At 54.2% G+C, this 25,716-nt stretch carries 17 protein-coding genes; 8 read left to right on the top strand and 9 right to left on the bottom strand.

Features of this window, described 5'->3' with window-relative positions:
• Positions 1–223 precede the first annotated feature (223 nt).
• The 7 genes from trhP to ABLV66_RS08645 all read right to left on the bottom strand — a co-directional run bounded on the left by trhP (position 224) and on the right by ABLV66_RS08645 (position 12,762).
• Positions 224–1,585, bottom strand: a complete 1,362-nt coding sequence (gene trhP, locus ABLV66_RS08615; RefSeq protein WP_032714942.1) for a prephenate-dependent tRNA uridine(34) hydroxylase TrhP — start codon at positions 1,583–1,585, stop codon at positions 224–226.
• Between the two features lie 145 nt (positions 1,586–1,730).
• Positions 1,731–2,453 (bottom strand): envelope stress response regulator BaeR, encoded by a 723-nt coding sequence (baeR, locus tag ABLV66_RS08620; protein ID WP_045391890.1) that lies wholly within the window; start codon positions 2,451–2,453, stop codon positions 1,731–1,733.
• The gene (baeS, locus tag ABLV66_RS08625; protein ID WP_320483215.1) at positions 2,450–3,904 is read right to left on the bottom strand and encodes an envelope stress sensor histidine kinase BaeS; all 1,455 of its coding nucleotides are present in this window, start codon (positions 3,902–3,904) and stop codon (positions 2,450–2,452) included. Before baeS ends, baeR begins: the two co-directional genes overlap by 4 nt.
• On the bottom strand, positions 3,901–5,316 hold the full coding sequence (locus ABLV66_RS08630; protein WP_047078107.1) for an MFS transporter: 1,416 nt from the start codon (positions 5,314–5,316) through the stop codon (positions 3,901–3,903). The genes baeS and ABLV66_RS08630 overlap by 4 nt, the downstream gene beginning before the upstream one ends.
• Before the next feature lies 1 nt (position 5,317).
• Positions 5,318–8,395 (bottom strand): multidrug efflux RND transporter permease subunit MdtC, encoded by a 3,078-nt coding sequence (gene mdtC, locus ABLV66_RS08635; RefSeq protein ID WP_348876002.1) that lies wholly within the window; start codon positions 8,393–8,395, stop codon positions 5,318–5,320.
• Positions 8,396–11,518: an MdtB/MuxB family multidrug efflux RND transporter permease subunit gene (locus ABLV66_RS08640; protein ID WP_348876001.1), complete on the bottom strand. Its 3,123-nt coding sequence runs from the start codon at positions 11,516–11,518 to the stop codon at positions 8,396–8,398.
• Positions 11,518–12,762: an MdtA/MuxA family multidrug efflux RND transporter periplasmic adaptor subunit gene (locus ABLV66_RS08645; RefSeq protein WP_289578134.1), complete on the bottom strand. Its 1,245-nt coding sequence runs from the start codon at positions 12,760–12,762 to the stop codon at positions 11,518–11,520. Before ABLV66_RS08645 ends, ABLV66_RS08640 begins: the two co-directional genes overlap by 1 nt.
• Before the next feature lie 256 nt (positions 12,763–13,018).
• On the opposite strand from ABLV66_RS08645, the gene ABLV66_RS08650 reads away from it, so the two are divergent.
• Positions 13,019–13,075, top strand: a complete 57-nt coding sequence (locus ABLV66_RS08650; RefSeq protein WP_512174160.1) for a type I toxin-antitoxin system Ibs family toxin — start codon at positions 13,019–13,021, stop codon at positions 13,073–13,075.
• 99 nt (positions 13,076–13,174) lie between these two features.
• On the opposite strand, the gene yegD is transcribed toward ABLV66_RS08650, so the two are convergent.
• Positions 13,175–14,527 carry a molecular chaperone gene (gene yegD, locus ABLV66_RS08655; RefSeq protein WP_348876000.1) on the bottom strand — a complete coding sequence of 451 codons (1,353 nt, stop codon included), beginning with the start codon at positions 14,525–14,527 and terminating at the stop codon, positions 13,175–13,177.
• 136 nt (positions 14,528–14,663) lie between these two features.
• Here yegD and alkA point away from each other — a divergent pair, with 136 nt between their 5' ends.
• From alkA to asmA, 4 genes are all read left to right on the top strand, one after another.
• Complete coding sequence (gene alkA / locus ABLV66_RS08660) at positions 14,664–15,512, top strand: DNA-3-methyladenine glycosylase 2 (RefSeq protein WP_348875999.1); 849 nt, start codon at positions 14,664–14,666, stop codon at positions 15,510–15,512.
• A gap of 114 nt (positions 15,513–15,626) precedes the next feature.
• Complete coding sequence (gene udk, locus ABLV66_RS08665) at positions 15,627–16,268, top strand: uridine kinase (protein ID WP_015365789.1); 642 nt, start codon at positions 15,627–15,629, stop codon at positions 16,266–16,268.
• 91 nt (positions 16,269–16,359) lie between these two features.
• Positions 16,360–16,941 carry a dCTP deaminase gene (gene dcd, locus ABLV66_RS08670; protein ID WP_015365790.1) on the top strand — a complete coding sequence of 194 codons (582 nt, stop codon included), beginning with the start codon at positions 16,360–16,362 and terminating at the stop codon, positions 16,939–16,941.
• 27 nt (positions 16,942–16,968) lie between these two features.
• The gene (asmA, locus tag ABLV66_RS08675; RefSeq protein ID WP_348875998.1) at positions 16,969–18,816 is read left to right on the top strand and encodes an outer membrane assembly protein AsmA; all 1,848 of its coding nucleotides are present in this window, start codon (positions 16,969–16,971) and stop codon (positions 18,814–18,816) included.
• Between the two features lie 47 nt (positions 18,817–18,863).
• On the opposite strand, the gene ABLV66_RS08680 is transcribed toward asmA, so the two are convergent.
• Positions 18,864–20,450 (bottom strand): TerC family protein, encoded by a 1,587-nt coding sequence (locus ABLV66_RS08680; protein WP_047046458.1) that lies wholly within the window; start codon positions 20,448–20,450, stop codon positions 18,864–18,866.
• 855 nt (positions 20,451–21,305) lie between these two features.
• Between ABLV66_RS08680 and galF the strand changes: the two genes are divergently transcribed.
• The 3 genes from galF (at position 21,306) to ABLV66_RS08695 (ending at position 25,635) form a co-directional block, all read left to right on the top strand.
• The gene (galF, locus tag ABLV66_RS08685) at positions 21,306–22,196 is read left to right on the top strand and encodes a UTP--glucose-1-phosphate uridylyltransferase GalF (RefSeq protein WP_015706060.1); all 891 of its coding nucleotides are present in this window, start codon (positions 21,306–21,308) and stop codon (positions 22,194–22,196) included.
• 448 nt (positions 22,197–22,644) lie between these two features.
• Positions 22,645–23,274, top strand: a complete 630-nt coding sequence (locus tag ABLV66_RS08690) for a phosphatase PAP2 family protein (RefSeq protein WP_045391862.1) — start codon at positions 22,645–22,647, stop codon at positions 23,272–23,274.
• 921 nt (positions 23,275–24,195) lie between these two features.
• Positions 24,196–25,635 (top strand): capsule assembly Wzi family protein, encoded by a 1,440-nt coding sequence (locus ABLV66_RS08695; protein ID WP_047046462.1) that lies wholly within the window; start codon positions 24,196–24,198, stop codon positions 25,633–25,635.
• Positions 25,636–25,716 lie beyond the last annotated feature (81 nt).

A 25,716-nucleotide genomic window follows, 5' to 3' on the forward strand; every position in this document is an offset into this window, starting at 1 on the left:
TGTATCGCATGAATGGCGTCATGGAATAAGAAAGTCGGGAAAATAGGATGCATAAAAAATAAGCCCGCGTAAGGGAGATTACGCAGGCTAAGGAGGTGGTTCCTGGTACAGCTAGCATTTATGGGTTATGTTTTTCAGCGAAATGGATGATACCTGCTTCGAACGTAACGGTATGTGATCCGATTCTAATATCCATACATAGTGAAAAAATAACGCCAATAAACTAATTTTTATGCGGATTGCGCGTCGACTCGCCGTTGAAATTACGCATCAGCAAACCATACTCCAGCGCCATATCCTCCGGCAGCGGCAGCCAGACGATATAACCGTCTCCCGGCGCGACCGGCATTGCTTCGCCTTTGGCGTTCTCCATATGTTCGAGCGTAAAGTTGACGTTGCCTTGCGGAGTCATGACCTCCAGGCTGTCGCCGACCGAGAACTTATTTTTTACCGCCACTTCGGCCAGATTACCATTACGCTTGCCGGTGAATTCGCCGACAAACTGCTGGCGTTCGGAAACCGAGTAGCCGTACTCGTAATTCTGATAGTCGTCGTGGGTGTGGCGGCGCAGGAAGCCTTCGGTATAGCCGCGGTGAGCCAGACCTTCCAGCGTCTCCAGCAGACTGGTATCGAACGGTTTACCGGCGGCGGCGTCGTCAATCGCTTTACGGTACACCTGGGCGGTGCGGGCGCAGTAGTAGAAGGATTTGGTGCGGCCTTCAATCTTCAGAGAGTGCACGCCCATCTGGGTCAGGCGCTCCACGTGGGCGATTGCGCGCAGATCTTTGGAGTTCATGATGTAGGTGCCGTGCTCGTCTTCGAAGGCGGTCATATACTCGCCCGGACGTTTGGCTTCCTCAATCATAAATACCTGGTCGGTTGGCGCGCCGATACCGAGAGTGGGTTCAACGTTCTGCACCGGGATAGGCTCATGCTTGTGGACGATATTACCTACGTCATCTTCTTTGCCTTCCTGAACGTTGTACTCCCAGCGGCAGGCGTTGGTGCAGGTACCCTGGTTAGGGTCACGTTTGTTGATATAGCCGGAGAGCAGGCAGCGGCCGGAGTAGGCCATGCACAGCGCGCCATGGACGAAAATCTCGATTTCCATCTCCGGCACCTGGCTGCGAATTTCGGCGATCTCGTCCAGCGACAGCTCGCGGGAGAGGATCACGCGGGTTAGCCCCATTTGCTGCCAGAATTTCACCGTCGCCCAGTTGACGGCGTTGGCCTGTACCGACAGGTGAATTGGCATATCAGGGAAGTTTTCCCGCACCAGCATGATTAAACCAGGATCGGACATAATCAGCGCGTCCGGCCCCATTTCCACTACCGGTTTGAGATCGCGAATGAACGTTTTCAGCTTGGCGTTATGCGGCGCGATGTTAACCACCACGTAGAATTTTTTCCCTAGCTCGTGGGCTTCATTGATGCCGAGCTGCAGGTTTTCGTGGTTAAATTCATTGTTGCGCACGCGCAGTGAGTAACGCGGCTGGCCGGCGTAGACCGCATCGGCGCCATAAGCGAAAGCGTAACGCATATTTTTCAGCGTTCCCGCCGGGGAAAGGAGTTCCGGTTTAAACATGATTTTCTCGTTCTGATGACAGGTCAGACTCGCCGCACCAGGTGCGGCGATTCGGGGGAGTGTCCCCACATTAAGGGCGGGCATTGTAGCGCCGTGGAAAGAGGGAGTAAACCTTTGCGCCTCTCTGCTCTGAGAGGCGCAGAGGTTAGGCTATTCGACAGGCGTCCGCTTCCCAGCGATAGCCGACGCCGTAGACGGCGCGAATAAACGACTGCTCGGCATCCAGCGATTCAAGCTTACGGCGCAGGTTTTTAATATGGCTGTCGATAGTGCGGTCGGTGACCACGCGATAATCGTCGTACAGATGATTGAGCAGTTGTTCGCGGGAGAAGACTTTACCCGGCTCCTGAGACAGCGTTTTTAATAGCCGAAACTCGGCGGGAGTCAGGTCCAGTAATTTTTCGCGCCACGAGGCCTGGAAGCGGCTCTCATCAACGATGAGCGGGCTTTGCGCATCCAGCGCCTGCAGAGCCCGCTGTGGCTTGCAGCGACGCAGGATCGTCTTCACGCGAGCCACAACTTCACGCGGACTATATGGTTTGCAGATGTAGTCGTCGGCGCCGATCTCCAGCCCCAGCAGGCGATCGATCTCCTCGATTTTGGCGGTGACCATCACGATCGGTACATCGGAAAAACGGCGGATTTCACGGCACAATGTCAGGCCGTCGGTGCCGGGCAGCATTAAATCCAGCAGAATCAAATGCGGGGGCGTCTGGCGAACGTAGGGCAGTACCCGATCGCCATGCGCAATTAGCGTTGGCGCGTAGCTCGCGGCCTGCAAATAGTCGATCAACAACTGACCGAGCTTGGGCTCGTCTTCCACGATTAAAATACGCGGCGTGTTTTCATCAATGGGTAATTCGCTCATACGTCCCTCGATAAATCCTGTTCCAGAGGTAATTCTACTTTAATGCTAACCCCGCCAAAAGGCGAATGGCTGGCGTTCAGGCTGCCGCCGTGGGCCGCTACGATGTTCATACAGATTGCCAGCCCAAGGCCGGATCCGCCGCTGGCGCGGTTACGCGAACCTTCGGTGCGGTAAAAACGTTCACACAGCCGCGCCAGCTGCTCGTCGCTAACGCCGGGGCCGCTATCGGCAAAATCGAGCATTAACCTGCGGCCGTTTTGTTTGGCGCTAATCAGCAGCTGTCCGCCGCGGTCGGTATAGCGCAGGCTGTTTTCCAGCAGATTATTGAACAGCTGCATTAGCCGATCGCGATCGCCGAACACGATTGCGTTATCCGGCAGCGAGACGCCGATTGTCAACCCGCGGCTGGCGAAACGTTCGCGGAACGCCCCTGCGGCGACCTCCAGTAGCGCAATTAAATCGACCGATTCTTTCTGGTAGGCTAACGCGCCTTCATCGGACATCGATAGCTGATGCAGATCGTCTACCAGCTTAGTGAGCGTGCCGACTTCCGCCTGCAGCGAAGAAATTGAATCCGGGGTGAATTTACGCACGCCGTCCTGAATAGCTTCCAGCTCGCCGCGCAGCACCGCTAGCGGCGTGCGGAGTTCATGCGAAATATCGGCCATCAAATCGCGGCGCATTTGTTGGTTGCGCTCAAGCGTACTGGCAAGCTGGTTGAAATCCTGCGCCAGACGACCCAGTTCATCCCCGCCGGTGACCGTGACGCGGGTAGAGAAATCGCCCGCCGCCAGCTTATGGGTACCTTCCACCAGCCGTTTGACCGGCGCCAGCAGCCCGCGCGCCAGCGGGAAGGTGGCCAGAGCGGCGAGGAGGGTGGCGAGGGCGACGATAAGCCAGCTGGTGCGTTTTTGCTGGCGGTCGAAATTGATATCCGTGTTGCGCGTGAGCCGCTCGACCGGCGAGGCGATCACCGCCCCGACGGTCACGCCGTTGACGACAATGTTGCGCCGGGTGCCATCTTGCGGTACCGGCGCTCGCGGGCCTACCAGCACGCGCCCTTGTTGATCGACAACCCAAAATTGCGTGCGCCAACCGTGCGGCGGCATATCGGGACGCGGGCCAGGCCCGGGCATTGGCCCTGGCTCGCCGTGTGGGCCCGGACCACCCGGCGGGCGTTCGTCGTTATCCCGCTCGAAGGTGCGCAGTAACTGGAAGATAAAACGATCGTTATTGCGCAAAAACTTCCAGTCGCCGTGCTGCTCGTACTGTTCGCTCAGCGCGTCGCCGAGCATCGTTAATCGCTGTTCATTACCGCGTTTTATATAGTCGATAAAGCCGCGCTCAAAGCTGATACGCACCGCCCAGTGCATGCTAATCAGCAGCACGATACAGGTAGCGAAAATAGCCAGGAACAGCTTACCGGTGATACCCGGGCGCCAAAGTTTCACGATTCACTCCTTTTGCGTCGGCGGATGACGGTGTTGCTGCCGACATCGTTCGGTACGCGGGAAAAGATGAGCGCCGGGAGGGCGATAATCACCGCCATGCTCAGATAGGTGTAGAGGAAAACTTGATGAACGGCTGGGGCATCGGCGCTGATATGCTGCTGGCCGTACATGCCGAGCAGTAGCCCGGCGATGGTCACGCCGATACTCATCGAGAGCTGCATAACCATCGAGAGCAGGCTGTTACCGCTACTGGCCAACTCATCAGGCAGGTCTTTTAGCGTCAGAGTATTCATCGACGAGAAACGGCTGGAGTTAATCATGCCCTGCAGGAACAGCACTAGCGGCAGCAGCCAGTACCAGCCGGCCAGTGCGACGGCCATGAACAGCAAACTCACCAGCGCCAGGCCGAGGGTTGCGAAAACCAGCACGCGGCGATAGCCAAAGCGATTCACTACCTGCACCACGATGCGTTTCATCCCCATGCTGCCCAGCACCATCGGGATCATCATCAGCCCGGCGTGGAACGGCGAGAAGCCGAGGCCAATTTGCAGGAATACCGGGGTCATAAACGGCAACATCCCGCTGCCGATACGCCCGGCGAAGCTGCCGCCAAGACCGAGCGAGAAGGTTTTATTGCGAAACAGTTTGAGGCTAAACAATGCGTTAACGTTACCGCGGGCGTGCCACCAATAGAATCCCATCGCCATCAGGCCGCCGACGACCAGCACGGCGAGCAGCAGCGGCGAGATACCCAGCCCTTTTTTGCCGTCAAGCGCCAGCGTCAGGGCGGCCATTCCCACCGCCAGCAGAATAAAACCAAGAATATCAAAACGCCGGGTCTGCAGGGTGTAGTTTGGCATCAGGCATAACGTGGCGATAGCGCCGATGATACCTACCGGGATGTTAATTAAGAAAATCCAGTGCCAGGAAGCATATTCGACGAGCACGCCGCCAAGCGCCGGGCCGAGCAGCGGTCCAACCTGGCCGGGCAGGGTGACGAAGGTCATCGCCGCCATATACTGATCGCGTGGAACGATTTTCATCACCGTCAGACGCCCGACCGGTACCATCATCGCGCCGCCGACGCCTTGCAGCACGCGGGACATCACTAACTGATCGAGAGTGCTGGCCTGGGCGCAGAATAGCGAGCCGACGGTAAACAATACAATGGCGCTGAAGAAGATATTGCGCACGCCAACCCGGTCCGCCAGCCAGCCGCTGGCCGGCAGCATGACCGCCACCGTAAGCACATATGAGACCACCACCATATGCATGTGCAGCGGGCTCTCCCCAAGGCTTTTGGCCATCGAGGGGAGGGCGGTGTTAACGATGGTGGTATCCAGCGACTGCATAAAGAAGCCGAAGGCCACAATCCATAACTGCCAGCGTACGCTGGAGGGCAGATCTGTCATTTTATTCGCTTACCGGTTGAGCAGACTTGCGCGTAAAACGCAGCCGCAGACGATCAAAGAACAAATAGACCACCGGGGTGGTGTACAGCGTCAGCAGCTGGCTCATGACCAGACCGCCGACGATGGTGATCCCCAACGGCTGCCGCAGCTCTGAACCATCCCCGCCCGACAGCACCAGCGGCAGTGCGCCGAACAGCGCCGCCAGGGTGGTCATCATGATCGGGCGAAAACGTAGCAGGCAGGCCTCGAAGATGGCCTCTTCCGGCGGCAGATTACCGCTGCGCTGCGCTTCAAGGGCGAAATCGACCATCATGATGGCGTTTTTCTTTACGATGCCAATTAATAGCATGATCCCTATCAGGGCGATTAGGCTGAATGGGGCACCGAACAACTCCAGCGCCAGCAGCGCGCCCACCCCAGCCGATGGCAGGGTAGAGAGGATAGTTAACGGATGCACGTAGCTTTCGTAGAGGATCCCCAGCACGATATACACCGTGGCGATGGCGGCGATAATCAGGATCACCTGTGAGTTCATCGTCTGCTGGAATACCTGCGCGGTGCCGGCAAACGATCCGCGGACGCTCGACGGCACGCCGAGCTGGGTCATCGCCCGGTCAATGGCGTCGCTGGCTTCCGATAGCGATTTGCCGGTCGGCAGGTTGAAGGAGATGGTCGAGGCGGCCGATAGCCCCTGATGATTGACCGAAAGCGGCGCGTTCGCCGGTTGCCATTTGGCGAAATACGACAGCGGAATGGGTTTGCCGTCTTTACTGATGACAAACATTTGTTCCAGCGCGCTAACGTCCTGGGTATAAAGCGGATCGACTTCCATTACCACTTTGTACTGGTTCAGCGGCTGGTAGATGGTTGAGATTTGCCGCTGGCCGAAAGCGTTGTTTAACAGACTGTTGGCATCCTGTACGCTGACACCCAGTCGTGACATGGTGTTGCGGTCGTAGACCAGATCCATCTCCGCGCCGTTATCCTGTTGGTCTGAGTTCACATCGGCCAGTTCCGGCAGCGCCGCCAGTGCCTTGCGGATTTTTGGCTCCCATTCACGCAGCGCCGACAAATCGTCCGATAACAGAGTGTATTGATAGCTGGCATTCGACTGACGCCCGCCGACGCGGATATCCTGCACCGCCATCAGGAACAGATTAGCGCCGGGCTCTTTCGCCAGCTTTTTCCGCAGCCGGTCGATGATTTGCTGCGCGGTTTCATGGCGCTGGTCGCGCGGTTTCAGGGTGATAAACATCATACCGCTATTCACCCGCGAGCCGCCGGTAAAGCCGGTCACGTTATCGACCGCCGGATCCTCGCGGATGATCTTCATAAAGTCCTGCAGTTTGCCGCGCATCGCCTGGAAAGAAATGCTCTGATCCGCCTGAATGCCGCCCATCAGCACCCCGGTGTCCTGCTCCGGGAAGAAGGTTTTCGGAATGGCGATATACAGCCACACGCTGAGCGCTATCGTACCGAGCAGGACCAGGCCAGTCAGCCGACTATGCTTCAGCACCCATTTTAACGATTTGCCATAGCCGCCCTGAATAGCGACCAGCAGGCGGCCAAAGCCGCGATTGCGCGTTGGTTCATGAGGTTTACCGCTTTTCAGCAGCCAGCCGCACATCATCGGCGTTAGCGTGAGCGATACGGCGAGCGAAATGCCGATCGCTACCGATAGCGTGACGGCGAACTCGCGCAGCAGACGGCCCGGAAGGCCGCCCATCAGCAGCAGCGGTAAGAACACCGCCACCAGCGACAGGCTCATCGACAGCACGGTAAAGCCGACTTCACGGCTGCCCTGTAACGCGGCCTGCAGCGGTTTCATTCCCGACTCAAGATGGCGGGAAATGTTTTCCAGCACTACGATGGCGTCATCAACGACAAAACCGGTGGCGATGGTCAGCGCCATTAGCGACAGATTATTGAGGCTGAAGCCGCATAAATACATCGCGGCGAAGGTACCGATTAACGATACCGGTACGGCGACAGCCGGGATAAGCGTTGCGCGCCCGGAGCGCAAAAACAGAAAGACCACCAGAATCACCAGCGCGACCGAGATCACCAGCGTTTGTTCGACCTCTTCCAGCGATGCGCGGATAGTGGGGGAACGATCCTGGGCAATTTGTAAATCGATGGCTGCCGGGATAGTACGCTGTAGTTCCGGCAGGCGGGCGCGGATGCTGTCGACCGTTTGAATGATGTTGGCTTCCGGCAGCTTGCGTATCATCAGCAGGATCGCCGGTTTGGCGTTGGTCATCCCGGCGTTACGCACATCCTGGACTGAATCCGTCACTTTTGCCACGTCGCCAAGACGTACCGCTGCGCCGTTGTTGTAGTGGACGATTACCGGCAAATATTCCGCCGCGGTTTTCAGTTCATCGTTGGTCTGCACCTGCCAGCGATGGGTTCCATCTTCCAGCGCGCCCTGCGGGCGACGCACGTTGGCGTTATCGATGGCGCTGCGCACGGCATCCAGTGAGACGCCCTGGTTAAACAGCGCCTGCGGGTTGAGATCGACGCGCACCGCCGGCAGTGAGCTGCCGCCGACGTCGACATCGCCGACGCCGTCGATCTGCGCGATGGTTTGCGCCAGCTGGGTTGACGCGAAATCGTACAGCTCGCCCTGCGAATAGGTATCCGAGGTGAGCGTCAGGATCATGATCGGCGCATCGGACGGGTTAGCTTTGCGATATGTGGGGCGGCTGGGCATCCCGCTCGGCAGCAGGCTTTGCGCGGCATTAATCGCCGCCTGCACGTCGCGGGCGGCGCCGTTAATATCGCGATCGAAATTAAACTCCATGATGATACGGGTACTGCCAAGCGAGCTCGACGAGGTCATTTCATTGACCCCGGCAATGCGCCCCAGCGAGCGTTCCAGCGGTGTGGCCACCGACGAGGCCATGGTTTCCGGCGAGGCGCCGGGCAGCGAGGCGCTAATCATGATCACCGGGAAATCGACCTGCGGTAGCGGCGCGACCGGTAGCAGGCGGAAACCGAGGATCCCGTACAGGGTAATCGCCAGCGAGATAAGAATCGTCGCCACTGGGCGATATATAAAGAGAGCGAAAAACTTCACTTACGCCTCCTCTTCACGGCGCGGGAAGCGGCTCTTCATATACAGCGATAGCCGATCGAACAGCAGATAAATCACCGGCGTGGTGAATAACGTCAGTACCTGGCTGAGCATCAGGCCGCCAACCATACCAATGCCCAGCGGACGATGCAGCTCGGCGCCGACGCCGGTACTGAGCATCAATGGCAGCGCACCAAGCAGGGCGGCGAGGGTGGTCATCAGAATCGGACGGAAGCGCAGCAGGCAGGCCTGATAAATGGCTTCCCGCGGCGGCATCCCCTGTTCGCGCTCGGCGGCGAGGGCAAAGTCAATCATCATGATGGCGTTTTTCTTCACGATACCAATCAGCAGAATGATGCCGATGATGGCAATCACATCCAGCTCGCTACCGGCCAGCCATAGCGCCAGTAGCGCCCCGACGCCAGCGGTCGGCAGCGTAGAAAGAATGGTGATGGGATGAATGAAGCTTTCGTACAGCACGCCGAGCACGATATACATGGCGACGACCGCCGCGACCACCAGCCAGACGGTGCTACCGAGCGCCGACTGGAACGCGAGCGAACTGCCCTGGAACTGAGTGCGGATGTCGCTTGGGAAATCCAGCGACTGCTCGGTGGACAAAATAGCCTCTACCGCTTCGCCGAGGGAGTAGTTGTCCGGCACGTTGAATGAAATGGTGGTAACCGGGAACTGATCGAGATGGTTGACCGACAGCGGCGTAAAACGCTGCTCGACGCTGGCGATAGACTTCAGCGGCACAATGCCGCCATCGCTGCTGGTGAGGCGAATATTATTCAGCGCCGCCAGCCCCGGCGTCGCCTGGGTGTCGTGCTCCAGCACCACGCGATATTGGTTGGCCTGGGTATAAATTGTCGAGATCAGCCGTTGGCCAAAGGCGTTATACAGCGCGTTATCGACATCCGCCATGGAAATACCCAGCCGGCTGGCGCTATCGCGATCGACATTGATATAAGCCGCGAGCCCTTTATCCTGCCAGTCGCTGCTGACATCGGCAAGCTGGGGTAAGGATTGCAGGCGCGACAGCAATTGCGGCACCCAGTTGCTCAGCGCATCGAGCGAGTTAGCCTGCAGGGTAAACTGATACTGCGTTCGGCTGACGGTGGTATCGATGGTCAGATCCTGCGTTGGCTGCAGGTAGAGCTCAATGCCCGGTACGCTTGCCACCGCGTGTTGCAGGCGACTAATGACCGTTTGTACCCGATCGTCACGCTCATCCAGCGGCTTGAGGTTAATCTGCAGACGCGCGCTGTTCAGCGCCGGATTGGTGCCATCAACGCCGACAAACGACGTGAGGCTTTCAACCGCCGGATCTTTCAGAATCAGCTCGGATACCTGCTGCTGGCGTTGCGCCATACTGGCGAACGATACCGACTGCGGCGCTTGTAACGTGCCCTGAATAATGCCGTTATCCTGGATCGGGAAGAAGCCTTTCGGGATAAAGACCCATAGCAGAATCGATAACGCAAGGGTGCTTAACGCCACGCTCAATGTTAACCACGAGTGGTTCAGCACGCGGCTCAGCCAGCGACCATACACGGCAATCACCCGCTCGAAGAATCGCTCGCTGGCCCGCGAAAAGCGGTTTTGTTTGCGCAGCGATTCGTGGCTTAACATCCGCGCGCACATCATTGGCGTCAGGGTCAGCGAGACCACCGCCGAAATCAGAATCGCCACCGCGAGGGTAATGGCGAATTCGCGGAACAATCGCCCAACGATATCACCCATAAACAGCAGCGGGATCAGTACGGCAATCAGCGAGAAGGTTAATGAAATAATCGTGAAGCCGATTTCCCCCGCGCCTTTCAGCGCGGCGGCAAGCGGTTTCTCACCTTTTTCAATGTAGCGGGAGATGTTTTCGATGACTACGATGGCGTCATCGACCACGAAGCCGGTGGCGATGGTCAGCGCCATTAGCGTCAGGTTATTAATTGAAAAATCGAGGAACACCATAACCGCGAAGGTGCCGACCAGCGACAGCGGCACGGCGACACCGGGAATGATGGTTGCCGGGACATTGCGCAGGAAGAGATAAATGATCATCACCACCAGCGCGATGGCGAGCAGCAATTCGAACTGCGTATCGCTGACCGACGCGCGAATATTGGTGGTGCGGTCAGAAAGCACCTGTACCTTAACGGATTTAGGCAGGCTCTCTGTGAGCTGCGGCAACATCTGGCGGATGCTGTCGGCGGTGGCGATGATATTCGCTCCCGGCTGGCGCTGGACGTTCATTACGATCGCCCGCTGCTTATTGGCCCACGCACCGAGCCAGGCGTTCTCGGCGCCCTGTTCGATGGTCGCAACATCGCCAAGGCGGATCGGCGCGCCGTTCTGATAGGCGATAATCAGTCGACGGTAATCTTCCGCCGACTGCATCTGATCGTTGGCGGAAAGAGTGACCGCGCGGGCCGGACCGTCAAGGCTACCTTTCGCTGAATTCACGTTGGCGCTGGTAATGGCGGTGCGCACGGTTTCGCTGGTCAAACCTAACGCGGCGATCGCCTGGGCATTGAGCTTAACGCGCACAGCAGGGCGCTGGCCGCCGGCCAGCGTCACCAGACCGACGCCGGAAACCTGAGAAATCTTCTGCGCCACCCGAGTTTCCACCATATCTTCGACCTGCGTCATCGGCATTGCGCTGGAGGTGACGGCCAGGGTCATGATCGGCGGATCCGCCGGGTTCACTTTGCTATAAACCGGCGGGTTGGGTAAATCAGACGGCAGCAGGTTGGTGGCGGCGTTAATAGCCGCCTGCACTTCCTGTTCGGCAACATCCAGCGCCAGGGTCAGCTGGAACTGGAGGGTGATGACCGACGCGCCGCCCGAGCTTTGTGAGGACATCTGTTTAAGGCCGGACATCTGGCCAAACTGGCGCTCCAGCGGCGCGGTAATCGACGACGTCACCACATCCGGGCTGGCGCCGGGGTAAAGCGTCACCACCTGAATAGTGGGGTAGTCCACTTCCGGCAGCGCGGAGACCGGCAGGAAGCGATAGCCGATGATGCCGGCCAGCAGAATGGCGACCATCAAGAGCGTTGTCGCTACCGGACGCATAATAAACAGCCGGGACGGACCGCCCGTACTGCTTGGGGGTAAGACTTGCATCAGGCGCCCGCTCCGTTTTTACCACTCTGGCGGGCGGCGGGTTGTTCCTCCGCGGCGCTGTGAGCTTCGACGACTTCGACCTTGGCCCCTTCGGTCAGGCGGTCGATACCATCGGTCACCACCCGGTCGCCTGCTGACAGCCCGGCGTTAATCACCACTTTCTGGCTATCCTGAATACCCGGCGTGACCGTATGTTTACTGACTTTATTCTCACTGTTCAGCACCCACACGAAGTGCCCCTCGTTGCCCATTTGTAGCGCGGCGGTGGGGATCACGACCGCATCCTGCTCGGTATCCACTAGCATTCTGGCGTTGACGAACTGATTCGGGAACAGAGCATCATCGAGGTTATTAAAGCGCGCCTTAAGCTTAATAGTGCCGGTGGTGGCATCGATTTGGTTATCGAGGCTCAGCAGGTTGCCAGTGCTGATCTTCTGTTTATTGGTACGATCCCAGGCCTCAACGGTCAGCGTTTTCCCGGCCTTTTGCGCCTGTACCACGGTGGCGATATCGCTTTCCGGCAGGGTAAAGACCAAATCGATAGGGTGGGTTTGCGTGAGTACGACAATGCCGGTGGTGTCGCCACTGGAGATTTGGTTGCCGATGTCGACCTGTTTCAGGCCCACGCGTCCGTCAATCGGCGCGGTGATGCGGGTCCAGTCCAGCTGCAGTTGCGCACTGGCGACGGCGGCCTGATCGGCTTTAACCGTACCGGCGGATTCAACCACCAGCGACTGCTGCGTATCCAGCTCCTGACGGGAGATAAGGTTGGTTTTGACCAGTTGTTGATAGCGGGCGAGATCTCGGCGCGCGTTTGCGAGGGTAGCGTTATCTTTGGCAAGCTGGCCCTGCGCCTGGGCCAGCGCGACCTTGAACTGGCTGGGATCGATTTGCGCCAGCAGATCGCCGGCTTTTACCTGCTGACCTTCCTGGAAATGGATACTCAGCAACTGACCGTCAACCCGACTGCGCACGGTCACGGTGTTCGCCGCGGTGATAGTCCCCAGGCCAGTAAGATAGCGGGGGACGGATTCGCTGGTGGCGGTTGCCGCCTGCACCGGGGCCAGCGTCGCCCCAAAACGCCCATGACGCGCCCCGGCAGGCGGTTTTGCTCCTTGTTGACTTGCGCCAGCAGCGCCTGCGGTTGTTTCTTCAAAGCGATCGTGCCAGAACCAATAGGCGGCTCCCGCCGCCAAAATTACCGTCAGGACTATTCCCCAACGAAGTGTGTGACTACTTTTCATTATTTTGCTATCTCATCCTGAAGCTTTCGCTGAATGATACTAGTTTAGTAACGGAACGCCCCGCAAAAATGGAGGAATTATGAAAAGCGCGTATGGAAAGGTCTGAATTGGCGGGCTTTCACGAGGAGGCTCGCAAAGCCGAACGCTGAAAAGAAATGTGTCGGACGCGGCATGGTAACGTCAGCTTGATTTAGCGGAGGCTAAATACAGGAAAGCCCCTCCTGAGGAAGGGGCCTTAAATAAGGAAAGGGTTATGATGAACCTGGTCATCATACTGGAGATACTCTTAGTGATTAGCTTACCGGCTTACTAAGACGCCAGGGGGAGGAGAAATCCTCCCTTACCCTTCATCCTGCAAATTAGGACGAAAAAGCGGCAAAGTCAACTCAGGTTACCGAATGGCGCTCGCGTTTCAGGCGAAAACCACCTGCGCCCAGCGGGCAAGCCCGGCGGTCACGGAACCAAAATCATCGCCGCCGGCGATCGGTATCCCCGGCAGCTGTGCGGCCAGCGCCTTCTTAATTAATGGCGATCGCGCGCTACCGCCGGTGAGATAGATAACGTCCGGGGTTTCATGGCTGCTTTCCAGCGCTAACTTTACCTGCTCCATAATGCGGGCCAGCGGTTGATTGAGCGCCTCTTCCAGCCCCTGCTGGCTGATAGCGGTCGCCAGCTCATCGCTAATAAACGGTAGTTCGGCGTTGAAATACGGCTGAGCGGAGAGGGCGATTTTGCTCTCTTCCGCGCTGCGCACCAGGCGATAGCTCAGACGCTGACGCCAGACTTTAAGCAGCAGTGCGACCTTGTCAGCATCGCGGGCGTCGCGCAGCAGGTCATTGAGCATACGGCCGTTGGCGGCGCTGTAAAAATCGCTTTGCGCCGGGACGTCATTAATCGCCACCGCATTCCACCAGGGCAGTACCGGCAGCGCAATGCCTTTTTCCGTTTCACCGCCCATACCGAGTAACGGCATCAGGCATTTGAAGGCCAGGGCGATATCCAGATCGTTACCACCGATACGGCAGCCGCTGTGGCCGAGCAGGCTATTCTGACGGTCAGCTTTCTGCCGCCACTGTGGCCCCATCAACAGCAACGAGCAGTCGGTGGTGCCGCCGCCGATATCGACGACCAGTACGCGTTTTTCGTTATCGAGGGTGGCCTCAAAGTCTAACCCTGCTGCGACGGGTTCAAACTGAAACACGACATCGTTAAATCCAGCGCGTTTCGCCGCCCGCTCCAGAATTCCTTGTGCCTGAGCGTTGGCGTCATCGCCGCCAAGCCCCTGGAAGTTAATCGGTCGACCAATGACCGCCTGGGTAATTTGTTCACTCAGCTGAGACTGCGCCTGCTGCTTAATATGCAGCATCATCGCGCAGACCAGATCTTCAAATAACGCAACCTGCTGGGGTTTAAGGCCATTGGCGCCAAGAAACGATTTTGGCGACTTAACGAAGTAGACCTCTTCCGGATCGTCAACGTATTGATGCAGAGAGGCGAGTCCGAACTGAACGCTGTTGCCCAGGACTTCGATATCTTCATCACGGTTATAATTAATGGCGCGACGCAGCAGCGCCTGGTTTTCCGCACCGTCGGCCGGGACATTGTGGTGGCGGTATAGCCATTCGCTGACCGCTTCGCGCGTCGGAGCGCAAAGCATCGATGGCAACAGCGGGCTACCATTTTCCAGCGTTAAAAGCCGTGGGCTGTCACCCTGCATAACGGCGACCGAACAGTTAGCGGTACCATAGTCAAAACCAATAAACATAACCGGAAAAATCCCCATGCCAGTGAAGAAGGGGGGCGACTTTAGCGGATTGCCGCCATGCCGACAACTGGAATTTAAAAGCAAGGCGCATCTGTCTTAGAGCATCTATGCTTGTTGCGATTAATAAGGAGAGTGCATGACACTATTACCCTGGCGACCCCCCTATGACTGGCGATGGATGTTCGCGTTTCTCAGCGCGCGTGCGGTGGCGGGAATTGAAAGCTTCCATGAAGATGAATATACCCGCAGCTTTAGTATCGATGGGCACAGCGGATTGATTACCGTTAAAGCGGATGAATGCGGGCAGGGTTTCCGGGTGATGCTCTCTCGCGGACTATTACCGGTAGCAGACCAGTGCCTGGCGCGCGTAGCGCAACTGTTTGATTTAGCATGCGATCCGTTTGAGGTCACGCAAACCTTAGGCAAACTGGCGCAGCCGCGGCCTGGGTTACGCTTGCCGGGCGCGCTGGATGCGTTTGAACAGGCGGTGCGCGCGGTATTGGGGCAACTGGTGAGCGTAGCGATGGCGGCGAAGCTGACGGCCAAAGTGGCTGCGGCCTACGGGCAGCCGTTAAGCGAAGCGCCAGGCTATGTTCTCTTCCCTGACCCACAGAAACTGGCGCAAGCCGATCCATTGGCTCTCAAAGCGCTAGGTATGCCCCTTCGCCGCGCGGAAGCCTTGATTCACCTTGGCAAAGCGGCATTGAGCGGTGAATTGCCGTTGACGGCGCCTGCTGATATTGCAACCGGTATGAAGCAATTGCAGAGTCTGCCGGGCATTGGTCGCTGGACGGCGAATTACTATGCGCTGCGTGGTTGGCAGGCAAAAGATATTTTTCTGCCCGATGACTATCTGATTAAACAGCGTTTTCCTGGAATGACGCCCGCGCGTATCGCGCGCTATGCCAGCCGCTGGCAACCCTGGCGCTCCTATGCGTTGTTGCATATCTGGTATACCGAAGGCTGGACGCCGGACGAGGAATAGGCGTACAGGGCGCATATTACTGGTATCGCCGCCCTGAAATCCCTATAATTGCCGCGTTTGACGGTCAAACGTCACCCTCCATCTACATCCAGGTTAATCAGGTCGCAAAAATTTATGACTGATACGTCTCATCAGTGCGTCATTGTAGGCATCGCCGGCGCATCGGCTTCGGGCAAAAGCCTTATCGCCAGCACACTTTATCGTGAATTACGTGAACAAGTTGGCGATGAGCATATTGGCGTTATTCCAGAAGACAGCTATTACAAAGATCAAAGCCATCTGTCGATGGAAGAGCGTGTAAAAACCAACTATGACCATCCGAGCTCGATGGACCATAGCTTGTTGTTCCAGCATTTACAGACGCTGAAAAGCGGCCAGCCAATTGAATTACCCGTGTATAGCTACGTTGAACATACGCGTATGCCGGAAACGATTCATATTCAACCGAAGAAAGTGATCATTCTGGAAGGGATCCTGCTGTTGACGGATGCCAGACTCCGCAATGAATTAAACTTCTCTATTTTCGTCGATACGCCGCTGGATATCTGCCTGATGCGCCGCATCAAACGTGATGTTAACGAACGTGGTCGTTCCATGGACTCGGTGATGGCGCAGTATCAGAAGACGGTGCGGCCAATGTTCCTGCAATTTATTGAACCTTCCAAGCAATATGCCGACATTATTGTCCCGCGCGGCGGTAAAAACCGTATTGCCATCGATATTCTGAAGGCCAAAATCAGTCAGTTCTTTGAATAACACGTACTAATTGTGTAACGTGCAAAGAGAATCCCCAATTGCCCTTATTCCCGGAAAGCGTAAGGGCTAGATGCCTTAAAGGAGAAAGCTCATGCGTCTGTGTGACCGAGATATAGAAGCCTGGTTGGATGAAGGGCGCCTGGCAATCAGCCCACGTCCGCCGGTGGACCGAATTAACGGTGCGACCGTTGACGTTCGCTTAGGCAATAAATTCCGTACCTTCCGCGGTCATACGGCGCCATTTATTGACCTGAGCGGCCCTAAGGCGGAAGTGAGCGCGGCGCTGGACCGGGTCATGAGCGAAGAGATCGTATTGCCGGAAGGTGAGGCTTTCTATCTTCATCCTGGAGAGTTGGCGCTGGCGGTGACTTATGAGTCTGTAACGCTTCCGGCAGACCTCGTCGGCTGGCTTGATGGCCGCTCGTCACTGGCGCGTCTCGGACTTATGGTTCACGTCACTGCGCACCGTATTGACCCGGGCTGGTCTGGCTGCATCGTGCTGGAATTCTATAATTCCGGCAAGCTGCCGTTGGCGCTGCGCCCGGGAATGCCCATTGGCGCGTTGAGCTTCGAGCCGCTTTCTGGCCCGGCGGCACGGCCATACAACCGCCGTGAAGACGCCAAATATCGCGACCAGCAGGGCGCGGTGGCTAGTCGAATCGACAAGGATTGATAAAGTAAGCGGCTTATAGAGGATGTCATGAGACGAATTCTGACCACGCTGATGATCTTGTTGACCGTCATTGTCGCGGGACTCACTGCGCTGGTGTTGCTGGTCAACCCTAATGACTTCCGCAACTATATGGTGCAGGAAGTGGCGGAGCGTAGCGGCTATCAACTGAAGCTTGATGGTCCGCTGCGTTGGCATGTTTGGCCGCAGTTGAGTATTCTCTCCGGCCGTATGGCGCTAACGGCGCCAGGTGCTTCCGAACCGGTCGTGCGTGCTGATAATATGCGTTTGGATGTTGCGCTGATGCCGCTACTTTCTCATCAACTGCAGGTCAAGCAGGTGATGCTGAAAGGCGCGGTCATTCAGCTTACCGCGAAAACGGAAGCGGTGCGTGACCAGAACGCGCCGGTGGTGCCGCATGACAATACGTTGCCTCAGGCGCCGCAAGATCGCGGTTGGTCCTACGATGTCCGTAAGCTGCAGGTAGCCGATAGTGTCCTGTTCTTCCAGCATGAAAATGGCGAACAGATCACCGTGCGCGACATACGCTTACAAATGGAGCAGGATGACAACCATCTGGCGACGGTTGATTTCTCCGGCAGGGTCAATCGCGATCAACGTGACCTGGCGTTGTCCTTTACTGCACAGGTTCAGGGCGGTGATTACCCTCATTCTCTGAAAGCGGATTTTTCGCAGCTCAACTGGCAGGTACGCGGAGCGGAGCTGCCGCCGGATGGCCTCAACGGGCAAGGAAGTCTGCAAGCCAGCTGGATTGAAGAGGCGAAAAAACTCAATTTCGACAATCTCAATCTCACGGCTAATGGCAGCGCAATTACCGGTAGTGGTAGCGTTGTGTTGGGGGATAAACCTGACTGGGTGCTAAACCTGCAGGCGACCACCCTGAATCTGGACAGTTTGCTTGCGCAAAACGCGGCGGCTAATGAAGGCAATGCCGATCAGCGTGGGCAAAGCCAGCCGAGACAGCTGCGCCCCGTGATTGCCGATAGCGATATCCAGCAGGATTATCATAGTTTGCTTGGCTTTAACGGCCAGCTCGCGCTGTCGGCGGATCAGGTGCAGTGGCGTGGTATGCGATTCAGCCAGGTGAAGAGTGATATCACGAACCAGCAGGGGCTGCTGACGGTGAAACAACTGCAGGGCAGTCTGGGCGAGGGGCGTATCTCGTTACCTGGAGTGCTGGATGTTCGGGGCAATACGTCCCATGCCGCTTTCCAACCGCAGTTAGATAATGTGGAAATTGGTACCATTTTGCAGGCGTTCCACTACCCGATTAGCCTGACGGGAAAATTATCCCTGAATGGCGATTTCTCCGGCCCGCGCATTGATGCAGATGACTTCCGTCGTAACTGGCAGGGACAGGCACAGCTGCGAATGAAGGATACGCGTACCGAAGGACTCAACTTCCAGCAGCTCGTACAGCAGGCTGTAGCGAGGAGCACCAACGTACAGGCGCAAGAAAACTTCGATAATGCGACTCAGCTTGACGCGTTAAGCAGTGATTTAACCCTGAATAATGGCCAGATAACGCTTAACAGCTTGCAGGGACAGTCGGCAATGATGGCGTTGAACGGGCAAGGTAATTTGAATCTGCAAGCAGAGGATTGCGACATGCATTTCAACGTGCGGGTGTTAGGCGGCTGGAAAGGCGAAAGCAAGCTGATTGACCGCCTCAAGCAGACGGCAATCCCGCTGCGTATCTATGGTAAGTGGCAGTCGTTAAGCTATAGCCTACAGGTAGATCAGATCCTGCGTAAGCAGTTGCAGGACGAAGCCAGACAGCGTTTGAACGAGTGGGCTGAACGCAATAGTAATAGTCAGAACGGCAAAGATGTGAAGAAACTGCTCGATAAGCTGTAACCATCATCAGCCGCCGCAGGTGACCCGCGGCGGCTGAACCGCTTTATTCACACTTCATAATCTAATTCATCTTCTACTTCAACCGGCGGGATAATCTGTACTTTCTGCACTCGGTGGCTTTCAACTTCCAGAGTTCGCAGGGTATAACTGCCAATCTTCACTTCTTCACCTGCGGCTGGAATATGCTGCAAATATTCCATCAATAATCCGGCTATCGTGTGATATTCGCGTTTATCATCCAGCGGTAGCGGAACGTACTGAACCAGATCCTCCAGCGGCATATGGCCGTTAGCGGTCCAACTGCCATCGGCGTTTTTGTGAATATCATGACGAGCATCGATCTCTTCCACTTCATTAGGCAGATTACCCGCAATGGTTTCCATAACATCGCTGATAGTCACCAGCCCTTCAACGGAGCCAAATTCGTCGACCACAAAAGCAAAGTGCGTCCGCGCCTGGCGAAACTGCTCTAGCGCCGGGAGTAGCTGCAAGGTTTCCGGAAAAATAAGCGGTTGGCGTAGCAGAACGTGTAAATCAAGCGGCTCATTGCGCAACGACTGCTGTAGCAGGTCGATAACATGAACAACCCCTAACAGATCCTCGTTATCGTTGCCGCCGGTGACGACGATACGGGTATGCTGGTTTTTCTCCAGCAGCGCGCGGACTTCCTCTTCGGGCGCGCTTAAGTCGATGTGCTCGATATCATGACGTGAAGTCATGATGCTGCTGACGGTGCGTTGATTCAGATTCAGTACGCGCTCAATCATTAAGCGTTCCTGCGGATTAAACAGCGGGTTTTCCCCCTGATCGGCGACCATGGTTGCCGTCTCGGCATCAAGCTCAGCATTCTCCTTACGTCCGCTTAGTAGATTCATCACCGCCTCAGTCGTCCTCTGCCGCATAGTGAGATTGGCCGAGAGGAAGCGCCGGCGATTGAAGATGGCTAACTGATTGAACGATTCGATCATCACCGAGAAACCAATAGCGGCATACAGATAGCCTTTCGGGATTGGGAAGCCAAACCCTTCGGCGATCAGGCTAAAACCGATCATCAGCAGGAAACTAAGGCATAGGATGACAATCGTGGGGTGGCTGTTGACAAAGCGGGTCAGGGCTTTGCTGGCCATTAACATCAGCGTAATGGCGATAATAACTGCGGCCATCATTACCGCCAGATGATCAACCATACCAACCGCGGTAATGACTGAATCCAGCGAGAAGATAGCATCTAGCACGACTATTTGCGCCACCACGCCCCAGAACTTCGCCCCTTTACGCTGGGTGGGATTATTACTGTCTTTCCCTTCCAGCCGCTCATTAAGCTCAACGGTGGCTTTAAACAACAGGAACAGCCCGCCGAATAACATGATCAAATCGCGGGCGCTGAAGCTTAAGTCATGCCAGTTGAAGAGCGGCGTGGTGAGGGTGACTAACCAGGAAATTGACGCCAGCAGAACCAAACGCATCACCATTGCCAACAACAGACCGGTAACACGCGCGCGATCGCGCTGGGCAGGGGGAAGCTTTTCGGCAAGGATAGCAATGAATACCAGGTTATCTATCCCCAGAACCAGTTCGATAACCACGAGCGTAATGAGACCAGCCCAGATAGAGGGATCGGCAATCCATTCCATAATCAATAAGAACCTTTACAACATAATCGTATCATCTATCGATCATGGATAAGCGCCAGGTAAAATGCAACGACTTATGGTGGCGATGCGTAGCGGGTTAGCGTACAAACGAAAGTTATAACGTAATAAACGATGGTTAAATATCGGGCCTTTAAGATCTATTTGGGCTGATTTGGAATTAATTAGAAATCCATACAATTACTGTGCGGTAATAGCAAGGATAAGAAAAGATTATTAACCGTGGCCAACACCAAAATATTGGCGTATTTTTCACCAAGTTGTTATTTAGGGGAAAATTCCTACTGAATTCCGTAGCTTGTCAGGTCTCTCGTTTAATAAGACCCTTAAGATGGCTCATTGTTGCATAAAAGCAGCAGTATCAGCGATGGACAATGGGTTAATCTGCGGGTAAGAAGGTTAGTCAAGTTAGCCTTTTGTCCAAAATTTAGACGATTTTACTAATTACTATCGCCAAATTGCTATTTCACATGGTATTTGACTTTTTCTGAAGTGTCTTGCCATGGCGGTTTTTAAGAAAGAAGATGTTTAATCTGCAAAGGAAGTTGCTTATCGCCAGGAACGTTTTCCAATTATTATTGTTAAATAACAATGCATTAAGCGCTGCTTTTGCCCTGCTCCCATGAATGCCAATTGACCAGGACAAATGTGTGAGAATTTTCTTAAAGCTACCTGTCAGCTAGCATTTTTTGCGTGTATTCTTGGACTAAGAGAGTAATTTAGGATTTTGGTTAAAGTCGTGCACGGTACGATGCTGTACCATCACAAACAAATGCCAGTGACATCAACGTTCTGACAAAAATTCGAAAGTTTATAACCATATAGGTGGATGAAATAATGGTGAGTTTGAAAGCAATTATTCCGGTAGCAGGGTTAGGGATGCATATGTTGCCTGCAACCAAAGCGATACCGAAAGAGATGCTGCCGATCGTTGATAAGCCGATGGTTCAGTATATCGTCGATGAAATTGTCGCCGCCGGAATCAAAGAAATTGTGCTGGTCACCCATTCATCTAAGAATGCTGTAGAAAACCATTTCGATACCTCTTATGAGCTGGAAGCGCTGCTGGAGCAACGAGTTAAACGCCAACTGTTAGCAGAAGTGCAGGCGATTTGTCCGCCAGGCGTCACGATAATGAACGTTCGACAAGGTCAGCAACTGGGGTTGGGTCACTCTATCCTTTGTGCGCGTCCGGCCGTTGGCAATAATCCGTTTGTAGTGGTGTTGCCGGATATCATTCTTGATGGTGCGAGCGCGGATCCGCTGCGTTATAACCTTGCGGCAATGGTAGCGCGGTTTAATGAAACCGGGCGCAGTCAGGTTCTGGCCAAACGCATGCCAGGGGACCTTTCCGAGTATTCCGTCATTCAAACCAAAGATGGGTTGAAAGTGGAAGGGGAGATTGGCCGTATTGTTGAATTTATTGAAAAACCAGACGAACCGCAAACGCTCGATTCCGATTTGATGGCCGTTGGCCGTTATGTGCTGTCTGCTGATATCTGGGAAGAACTTGAGCGTACCGAACCTGGCGCATGGGGTCGTATCCAGCTGACTGACGCTATAGCCGCACTGGCGAAGAAACAGTCTGTTGATGCCATGTTGATGACCGGTGAGAGCTACGACTGCGGTAAAAAAATGGGCTACATGCAGGCGTTTGTAAGCTACGGCTTACGTAACCATAAAGAAGGAACTAAATTCCGCGAGAGCATCAAAAAGCTGCTGGCGTGAAACCAGGCGCTTAATACGAACGAAAGCTGGCGTGCAGATAACATCATATTGTTGAGTGGCACGCCAGCGTTAGAAGATCCAACTGAAATGAAGCCGAGATTCTTATTTATTCGGTTCATTAATTGCAATGAAGAGTTTTCATCTCAGTTGAATCTTATTGAGTACATAGATGCGATGGCTGATTGATGATTGTCGTGCGTGAAGCAGTCATTTGGTCAGATGAGTCAGAAAATTGCTTAACTGATAGTTGCTTAGTGCGCTCTTTCTTAAGCAAGCGCACTGTAGCACAGTTAGAGATGCGAAATAAAACTTGACTGAGATCATGTTTAGCCATTAAACAACGGTGATGTATGCATATAAACGTAACGTTAATGGATGAATATGCCCATAAGGAATTCATGGATAAGATACAGGGAAAAGGGATGTATCGTCAGAGGATGAAGCGTAAATGAACTGGCAATTTGTCTCGTTTTTTGGCGATAGTACCGTGTTGCTTCCTAGCGCAGTGGTGCTGTTCGCGGTGCTGGTGCTGCGTAAAACATCCCGGACTCTGGCCTGGCAATGGGCGCTGCTCTTTGGGATTACGGGGACTGTCGTGTGCATTTCAAAACTGGCCTTTATGGGCTGGGGAATTGGCATACGGGAAATCGATTTTACCGGTTTCAGCGGACATACCGCACTCTCAACCGCCTTTTGGCCAATACTCTTATGGCTGTTAACTTCTCGTGCTTCATCATCCCTGCGCTGGGGGGCCGTGCTTCTGGGCTTTATTCTGGCGGGTATTGTGGGTTATTCCCGATTGATGATTCATGCACATTCGGTATCTGAAGTGGTGAGTGGATTTATTCTGGGGGCTTGTGGAAGTTTGACTTTTCTGCTGTTGCAATGGCGTACGTCGGCTTTTCGTTCTGCGCAGATTTCATGGATGGGGGCGTTGAGCGTGGTAATTATCCCACTCATATTATTAAACACTGGGGTTAAAGCACCGACGCAGTCGTTGTTAGGCGAGGTTGCAACCATGATCGGACCATTTGAGAAGCCGTTTACCAGAGCCGATCTACATAAGCATATATATTAATCATACTATTTCGATAAGTTTACGGGTTAACAGTTGGCGTGATTAGTATGATAAATGGCGTATCCATAGTTAACTAAGGGATTTTAGAATCGTGGCTTTCATAATGGTGAAACATAATAATGTTAACAGGATCTTTGAAAGCGCGGTTCGGTATGTTATTACGGATAAGATGATTCTTAAATGAAAAGAGAATAACGGAAATCAGAGTTATCGTTCTGGAACCCAAAAAAGAAGTGGGTGATGATATCTATCATATTTTGTAGTTGACTACTGCATGGGTATTTTTTTACTTAAACATGGCATTTATTTTAATTGCTTTAAAATCATATGGTTACCATGGTTCATTCTTAGGGTGGTAATAAAGTGGTCAGCTGGTGAGGGATGTCATTAAATAATCTTATTAACAGATGAACCCTTGCCAGTAAAAATGAAAAATATCGTTTTATCCGCTTCGTGGGGGTGAATTTATACTCCCAATTAACAGAAGAATCTCGTAAACTCGAGGCGGTAAAAATAATTGCTGTGGTTAATTCACCAACAGTCGATGTAAAGAAAATTCCTGGGTAAGAGGTACAGTGCGTTGGTAGCTGTTAAGCCAAGGGCGGTAGCGTATCCTGACACTCACGGTACCCAATGTTTTGAATACTCACCATACGCATAGCGACGTTGTCAGACTTCTGATCATGTGCACATTATTGAGCCCATGAAAGTAGCCTTGGCAACCAATATCGCTTACATTATGAATGCATTAAGTTCACATCCGTTTGCAGCAAACCGCTCGTACCTGAGGATGTTGTCCATCGAGGCAATGGATCGCTGTTGTAAAAAATAGGCTTGTCGAACTCATAAGCTCCTGATTCTTAAAAATCCCCATTGCCGTACCCACCTGGTGGGAAGGGACTCGTAAATGGAACTTGAACAATGATAAAAATTGCTCGTATCGCACTTGCTTTGGGTCTGGTTGCATCAGTTAGCTCGCAGGTATATGCAGCAGGGTTGGTGCAAAATGATAATGAACTTCGCAACGACCTGGCGTGGTTATCCGATCGCGGAGTCATTCATCTAAGTCTCTCCACCTGGCCGCTCAGCCAGGAAGAAATTACCCGAGCACTGAAAAAAGCAAAACCTTCATATTCCTCTGAACAAGTTGTCCTGGCGCGCATCAATCAACGCCTTTCTAATTTGAAGGCGGATTTTCGCGTAAGCGGCTATACGTCAACTGACCAGCCTGGAACACCGCAGGGATTCGGCCAAAGCCAACCAGCAGATAATTCTCTCTCTCTTGCCTTCAATAACAGCGGTGAATGGTGGGATGTGCATCTGCAGGGGAATGTCGAAGGCGGCGAGCGTATTAGCAATGGATCACGTTTTAATGCCAACGGCGCATATGGCGCAGTCAAGTTCTGGAATCAATGGTTATCATTCGGCCAGGTGCCCCAGTGGTGGGGCCCTGGTTATGAAGGTAGCTTGATTCGTGGCGATGCGGCAAGACCGATGACCGGTTTTTTAATGCAACGCGCTGAACAAGCTGCTCCTGAGACATGGTGGTTGCGCTGGATTGGTCCGTGGCAGTATCAGATTTCCGCAAGCCAGATGAACCAATACACGGCCGTACCTCATACCAAAATTATCGGTGGCCGTTTTACCTTTACTCCGTTCCAGTCACTTGAGCTTGGCGCTTCACGCATAATGCAGTGGGGTGGGGAGGGACGTCCTCAATCGTTTAGCAACTTCTGGGATGGATTCACCGGCAAAGACAACACCTCAGCCAACGACCCAAATGAACCGGGCAACCAACTTGCCGGTTTTGATTTTAAGTTTAAGCTCGAACCTACTCTGGGCTGGCCGGTGAGTTTCTATGGCCAAATGATTGGCGAAGATGAGTCAGGATTCTTACCTTCCGCGAATATGTATCTTGGTGGTATTGAAGGTCACCACGGCTGGGGTAAAGATGCGATTAACTGGTATGTGGAAGCGCATGATACCCGTACCAATATGAGTCGCACTAATTACAGTTATACCCATCACATCTATAAAGATGGTTATTATCAGCAAGGCTATCCACTAGGTGATGCGATGGGGGGAGATGGCCAGTTGTTTGCAGGCAAAGTTGAGTTGGTGACTGAAGATAATCAGCGCTGGAGTACCCGTCTGGTGTACGCGAAAGTGAACCCGGAAAATCAGACTATCAATAAAGCGTTTCCTAATTCAGACACCTTAAAAGGGATACAGTTGGGCTGGAGTGGCGATGTCTATAAATCTGTTCGATTGAATACTAATCTTTGGTACACCAATGCCGATAATAGCGATAGCGACGATGTTGGTGCCAGTGCAGGGATAGAGATTCCATTTAGCTTATAGGCTGGATGCTGCGAAGAGGGTAAGGATTACTGATTGTGAATTGTTAATCGGTAAAAACTCAGACGGCAAATCAGTAATTGA

Origin of the sequence: Klebsiella sp. CN_Kp073, assembly GCF_040065495.2 — a bacterium.
GTDB classification, from domain to species: Bacteria; Pseudomonadota; Gammaproteobacteria; order Enterobacterales; family Enterobacteriaceae; genus Klebsiella; species Klebsiella aerogenes.